The sequence below is a fragment of the Acidimicrobiales bacterium genome, from assembly GCA_035533095.1.
Taxonomy (GTDB): domain Bacteria; phylum Actinomycetota; class Acidimicrobiia; order Acidimicrobiales; family Palsa-688; genus DATLUM01.
Genome location: DATLUM010000104.1, coordinates 1 through 6148, shown reverse-complemented (window position 1 = coordinate 6148; position 6148 = coordinate 1). Strand labels below are relative to the sequence as shown.

Below are 6148 nucleotides of genomic sequence, written 5' to 3'. Positions count from 1 at the left end.
ACTGCGGATCTACGACCTGCGCCACCACGCGGCAACGACGATCGCTCGCAAGCCCGGCGTGACCACGAAAGAGCTCATGGCCCACATCGGCCACTCGTCATTCCGCGCGGCGCTGATCTACCAGCACGCCGCGGAGGAGCGGAACGCGGCGATCGCCGACTACCTCGACGAGCAGGTCGCCGCAGCCAAGCCCGAACCGCTCGCGCCAGTGGTCCCGATCGCGGCTGCCCCATAGCTGCCCCATAAACCCGACCCGCAAGAAAAGAACTCCGGCAGACCTGCCGGAGTTTCTTGCGTCTGACCTGCATGTTCGCGTTGGTGGGCCGGGACGGATTTGAACCGCCGTAGGCGTACGCCGGCAGATTTACAGTCTGCTCCCTTTGGCCACTCGGGCACCGACCCAGGAACCATTCATGGTAGCCGAGGCCGCGGTTCCCTTGTCGCAGGCGCTCGCGACCCCGCGCCTGGCAAGATGCCCACGTGTACCAGGACATCTTGTACGAGGTCGACGACCCGGTAGCCACTGTCACGCTCAACCGCCCCGACTCGCTGAACGCGTGGACCCAACGGATGGCCGCTGAGGTGCGCCACAGTGTTTACAGGGCGGAGGCCGATCCGGCGGTCGTGGGAATCGTGATCACCGGCGCCGGCAGAGCGTTCTGCGCCGGCGCCGACATGAAGAACCTGCAGTCTCTCAGCTCGGGCGGCGGGGTGGACACTGTCCCCGAGGGCCTCGGCGCGGCTCCCACGGAGCCGCTACCGCTGGACTTCGACGGCGAGTACACGTGGCTCCTCGCCGTCAAGAAGCCGATGATCGCCGCCATCAACGGAGCCATCGCGGGCATGGCGGTCCCGATCGCGTTGTGCTGTGACATCCGGTTCATGGCCGCGGACGCGCCGTTATTGACCGCGTTCGCCCAGCGCGGGTTGATCGCCGAGTGGGGTATCGCTTGGTTGCTGCCGCGCATCGTCGGCGCCGGTCACGCTCTCGATTTGCTCTTCTCGTCGCGCAAGGTCACAGGCGAGGAGGCCGCGGCGATGGGCCTCGTCAACAAGGCGCTGCCGAAGGAGGAGGTCCTCTCCCACAGTCAGGCGTACGTACGTGACCTTGCAGCGCGGGTTTCACCGACCTCGCTTTCGATCATGAAGCGCCAGGTCTACGAGCAGTTGACGGCGTCTCTGGGCCCCTCGGAGCGAGAGGCGCGCGAGCTGATGGTCGAGAGCTTCGGTCGCCCGGATTTCAAGGAGGGTGTCGCCTCTTTCGTCGAGAAGCGCCCGCCGAACTTCCAGCGGCTCGGCTCAGCCTCGGACTAGCAGCTTCTTCTGTACCTTCCCCATGGCGTTACGGGGAAGCGAGTCGACTGCGATGACCCGCCGCGGCCGTTTGTGAACCGAGAGCTTCTCGGCGACGAACGTCACGAGCTCCGCCTCGTCGACACCTTCGCCGACGACATACGCGACCACCACCTGGCCCAGGTCGTCGTCGGGTTCCCCCACGACAGCTGCCTCTGACACAGACGGGTGCGCCAGCAGCGCCGCCTCCACCTCGCCGGCACCGATACGGAACCCGCCGCTCTTGATCAGGTCGGTGGACTCACGCCCGACGATGCGGTGCCAGCCCTCGCCGTCGACGCACGCAACGTCCCCTGTCCGCACCCACCCGTCGGGGGTGAACAAGCCAGCCGTCTCTTCGGGAAGGTTGACGTAGCCAGACATGACCGTCGGCGCGGACACCTCGAGCGACCCGACGGATTCTCCGTCGAAGGGCACGGGAGCACCGTCGTCGCCGACAAGGCGCGTCGCCACCCGCGGCAACGCCGTGCCGACCCAACCGGGCCTGCGCTCGCCCGACGCCAGACCGCTGACGGTTATGAGCGTCTCGGTCATGCCGTATCGCTCGATCGGCCCATGACCGCAGAGCGAGGTCAGCCGTTCGAAGACCGGCACCGGAAGCCCGGCACTCCCGGAGACGAGCAACCGGGCGCCGCGCAGTGCCGAGGCGCACGACGGTTCGGCGGCGATCCGCGACCACACGGTTGGCACGCCGAAGAGGAGCGAACCGCCCGCGGCCGCGTACGCCTCCGGGGTGGGGCGCCCGGTGTGCACGAGTGAGCTGCCGACCCTCAACGACCCCAGCACCCCGAGGATCAGGCCGTGCACGTGGAAAAGAGGCAGCCCGTGCGCCAGCACGTCCTCCGGCGTCCACTCCCACGCCGCGGCCAGCAGGTCGAGGTCTGTCGCGATCGCCTGGGCGCTCAGCATCACACCCTTCGGCAGTCCGGTGGTGCCGCTGGTGTAGAGGATCATGGCGGTTCGATCAGCCGGCAGGTCAGCCCGGGGCAGCTCACTCCGGGCGGACACGTCCACACCTACGGGAAGCGCCACAGCGCCCGAGTCGCGCATGATGTGCTCGCGCTCCATCGGGCCCGCGTCCGGCGGCACCGGCACGACCGTCGCCCCGGCCGCCAGCGCCCCAACGACCGCCACCACCGTCTCCAACGTCGGCGTCGCCTCTACAGCCACGCGATCCACGCCCATGACCCGCGCCGCCACCGCACCGGCGGCGCCGGCCAGCTCCTCCCAGGTCAGCGACCGGCCGTCCACCGCGACGGCAGTCGATCGGGGGCCGCCGGCGGCCGAGAGGGTGGGGATCAGGTCCACGGCAAGCGCACCGTAGAGGGGTTCGGTAGGTTGGCGCCATGCCAACCTTTGACGTCGTGTCCCAGGTCGACATGCAGGAGGTGCGCAACGCCGTCGACCAGGCCCAGCGGGAGCTGTCGACCCGTTTCGACTTCAAGGGCACCGAGTCGAGCGTGGAGCTTCACGACAACGAGCTGCGCCTGCACTCAGCGACCGAGGACCGCCTGAAGGCGGTGCTCCAGGTGCTCGAGGAGAAGCTGGTGAAGCGCAAGGTGTCTCTGAAGGCCCTCGACTACGGCAAGGTCGAGGAGGCCTCCAAGGGCGCCGCCAGGCAGACCGTGACGCTGAAGGCGGGGCTCTCATCCGACAACGCCAAGGCGATCAACCGCTGGATCAAAGACAAGGGTCCGAAGGGAGTCTCCTCGCAGACTCAGGGGGACCAGGTCCGCGTGAGCGCCAAGAAGCGCGACGACCTCCAGGCCGTCATAGCCGGGCTCAAGGAGGAGGACTTCGGCATCCCCCTCCAATTCGAGAACTTCCGGGACTAGTTCGCCCACTCCCGGGCGCGCAGCCTGCGGATCCGCTCGTCGGTCGGCGGGTGGTCCGAGAAGAGGCTCTTGAACGAGACGTTCATCCCCGCCAGCGGGCTCACGATGTAGAGGGGTGCCATCTCCCGGCGGGCGAGCGGCATCGGGATCTGTTTTGACGCCGTGTCGAGCTTCGAGAGAGCCCGGGCCAGCGGCTCGCCGTCGCCGATCAGCCGAGCGCCGGAGCGGTCCGCTTCGAACTCCCGGCTCCTCGACAGCGCCAACTGCAGCATGACCGCCGCCAGCGGGGCGAGTATGACCAGGGCGAGGATCTCGAAGATGTTCTCGCCCTCGTTGTCGCGGCCGCCGAAGAAGAGGCCGCCCCACGCCGCCATCCTCGACAGCATCGTGATGGCCATGGCGATGGTCGCCGCGACGGACGAGATCAGGATGTCGCGGTTGCCGACGTGTGAGATCTCGTGCGCGAGCACGCCGCTCATCTCGTCCCAGTTGCAGATCTGCAGGATGCCTTGTGTGACGGCGACCGCCGCGTGCTCCGGGTTCCGGCCGGTGGCGAACGCGTTCGGCTGGGCATCGGGTGTCACGTACAGGCGCGGCATCGGCATGCCCGCCCGCGTGGTCAGGTCGCGCACGACCGCGTAGTAGTCGGGCATCTGCTCCTCCGACACCGGCACCGCTCGGGCGGCGCGGATCGCGATCCGGTCGGAGAACCAGTAGGAGCCTCCAGTGAACAAGAGCGCGAAGGCGAGTCCGATGACGAGGCCCCCACGCCCGCCGATGGCTCCCCCGATGGCGATGAGCACCGCCCCGAGAAGGGTCAGCAGGAAAGTCGTCTTGATGGTGTTGCGACTCATAGCACCATCATGGTGGACCGCAGACCTGAGAAATGGGCAAGAATCCGATCCGGCGCCACCAGGCGGTCTTTTCAGTCGTAATAGCCCGAATGGATGTATACCGAAGGGACCCCCTCGTCCCGGAACATCGCCACGTTGCGGCGGTCGTCCTCAAACGACAGGACCAGATCGAACCCCGCCTCTCTCAGTTCCCGCACCGAGCGCCTCTTGAACTCGTGAGCAGCCCCGTAGTCGCCGAAGTCCCGCATCACGAGAAGGTCCCACCTGAGGCCGTAGCGGTGCAGCCAGGCGAGGGTCTGGGGCTGCACCCTCGCGGGGCGCGCCGTGAGCAACACGATCACGAGTTGCCCGTCGAGCAGGTCGAGCAGGCGGGCTATCTCCTCGATCAACGGATCGTCCCCGCATGCTTCGAAGAACGCATCCCAATCCCGGCGCGGTCGTTCGAGGAAATGCTGGCGGCTGGCCGCGTCGGACAGCACCCCGTCGAGATCGAACACGACCGCGCGCCCGCCCCCCATGGGGCTTGCTCGCCACAGCCAGTTATCGAACATCGCAGCGCTCAACCTATGCGCCAGCGGACCACTCCGAACCCACCTGGCCCGTCCAGCGCGTATGCCTCGGGACGGCGGACGGCCGCCAGCTGATCCAGCGCGACGGGGACCTCGCCACCGGGGACCGGCCCCGTGTTCTGCGCCCAGCGGTCTGCGGCGACCACCCAACCCGACTCGCCGGCACCAAGCGCGCTGCGAACCCACTCAGCGGCGCCGTCTCGGACGCCGTAACGCCCGCCGTACACGCGAGCCTGCTCTGGGACCAACCCGTCGAGCCGCGATGTCCTGTCCCGATCCAACTCGACGCCGATCGCCTCGAGGCCGGGCCCCGAATCTGCCACCGCTGCGAGCCGCAACTCGTACCACCGGCCGTCTCGCCACTCGAACAGGTCGTAGGCGAAGCGCGACAACCAGCCCACGGCGACGATCAGGCACCATCCCCGGACGACCGGAAGCTCCCCCAGCGAGGTGACGATCGGGCCGATGCCCGAGACCGGGGCCGGGTCCTCGTCGGGGTCCGACCCGGGAGCCACGGGGCCGAGGATCAGCGAGGGCGCCTCAACCGGCAGGCGGCCGGCGTGGCGTTCCCGCAGGGCGGGGTCGCCTTCGACCAGGACGAGGCGCAACGCCGTCGAGCACGCCGGGCGGGACCCCCTGGTAAGCATCTCCGCAGCGACAGCCCCCTCGCCGGCGGCGACCTGGACGACGGTGAAGGGGTCAGGACGGCCAGCGGCCTCCCAGAGCCGGTCGACCAGCGAGGATTCCCAGACCGCAACCTCGCTCGGCGAGGGGAGATCCGCCGGCTCCGGGCGCATCCCGAGAGCGGAGTACGGCAGCGGGCCGAGCCTGCGCGCCCGCTCCGCGAGCCCTCCCGGGGCGGCTGCTACGCCGGATCCGGGCGTTGCGTGCGAGGGCTGCACGCCAGGGGACCGTAGTAGGGTCCATGCCCGCGTTGGCCGCCCCGACCGAGATTCCAGACCTTCTCTCGCTACAGGTCCCGGTGGGAGGCCGGGTCATGGTCGTCGCCGACCTCCATCTCACCCGGGAACCCGGGCCCGCCGAGACCGTCGCCGCCGGCGAGGTCGCCGCCGCGGTCGAGGCAGCGACGGGCCCCGGAGTGCTCGTGTTCGCGGGCAACCTGTTCGATTCTGGCGTCGACCCCATGGCTGCGCTCGGTGTGCACTCCCGACTGGTGGGCGCTGTCGGCGCGTACGCCAGGGGCTACGGGCGCAAGGTGATCGTGCTTCCCGGAGACCGTGACGCCCGGCTCGCGTGGTCGCAGCCCTGCCAGGCGGAGGTCGTCCGGCAGCTCGGGGCGGAGATCGCTCTCGAACTCGACCTGACGATCTGCACCGGCGCCGGCGCGCGGACGGTACGAGTCGAGCCGGGACACAACCTCGACGCCCTTTCGCGTTTCACCGATCCACGCAACCCCCGGGAGAGCCCGTACGCGCAGCACCTGCGTGACGAGCTGTTCCCTTCGATGCGCCGGCGTCAGACCGGCGGACGCGAGGCGGTTTGGCTGGCGGGGATGGAAGACCTCGACGAGCCGGCG

Annotated in this window: 8 protein-coding genes and 1 tRNA gene; 4 read left to right on the top strand and 5 right to left on the bottom strand. The window is 69.0% G+C overall.

Annotated features, from left to right (window positions below):
• The coding region (locus tag VNF71_13160; protein HVA75500.1) for a hypothetical protein at positions 1–235 on the top strand (235 nt) is incomplete at its 5' end.
• Between the two features lie 81 nt (positions 236–316).
• Here VNF71_13160 and VNF71_13155 read toward each other — a convergent pair.
• Positions 317–402 (bottom strand) — tRNA-Tyr (locus VNF71_13155).
• Between the two features lie 78 nt (positions 403–480).
• Here VNF71_13155 and VNF71_13150 point away from each other — a divergent pair.
• The gene (locus VNF71_13150; GenBank protein HVA75499.1) at positions 481–1314 is read left to right on the top strand and encodes an enoyl-CoA hydratase-related protein; all 834 of its coding nucleotides are present in this window, start codon (positions 481–483) and stop codon (positions 1312–1314) included.
• On the opposite strand, the gene VNF71_13145 is transcribed toward VNF71_13150, so the two are convergent.
• Complete coding sequence (locus VNF71_13145) at positions 1300–2661, bottom strand: acyl-CoA synthetase (protein HVA75498.1); 1362 nt, start codon at positions 2659–2661, stop codon at positions 1300–1302. The genes VNF71_13150 and VNF71_13145 overlap by 15 nt on opposite strands.
• Before the next feature lie 38 nt (positions 2662–2699).
• Here VNF71_13145 and VNF71_13140 point away from each other — a divergent pair, with 38 nt between their 5' ends.
• Positions 2700–3188: a YajQ family cyclic di-GMP-binding protein gene (locus VNF71_13140; protein HVA75497.1), complete on the top strand. Its 489-nt coding sequence runs from the start codon at positions 2700–2702 to the stop codon at positions 3186–3188.
• Here VNF71_13140 and VNF71_13135 read toward each other — a convergent pair.
• The 3 genes from VNF71_13135 to VNF71_13125 form a co-directional block, all read right to left on the bottom strand.
• Positions 3185–4042: a zinc metalloprotease HtpX gene (locus tag VNF71_13135; protein ID HVA75496.1), complete on the bottom strand. Its 858-nt coding sequence runs from the start codon at positions 4040–4042 to the stop codon at positions 3185–3187. The genes VNF71_13140 and VNF71_13135 overlap by 4 nt on opposite strands.
• A 71-nt stretch (positions 4043–4113) precedes the next feature.
• Positions 4114–4560 (bottom strand): hypothetical protein, encoded by a 447-nt coding sequence (locus tag VNF71_13130; GenBank protein ID HVA75495.1) that lies wholly within the window; start codon positions 4558–4560, stop codon positions 4114–4116.
• A gap of 41 nt (positions 4561–4601) precedes the next feature.
• On the bottom strand, positions 4602–5513 hold the full coding sequence (locus VNF71_13125; protein HVA75494.1) for an SAM-dependent methyltransferase: 912 nt from the start codon (positions 5511–5513) through the stop codon (positions 4602–4604).
• 23 nt (positions 5514–5536) lie between these two features.
• Between VNF71_13125 and VNF71_13120 the strand changes: the two genes are divergently transcribed.
• The coding region (locus VNF71_13120) for a hypothetical protein (GenBank protein HVA75493.1) at positions 5537–6148 on the top strand (612 nt) is incomplete at its 3' end.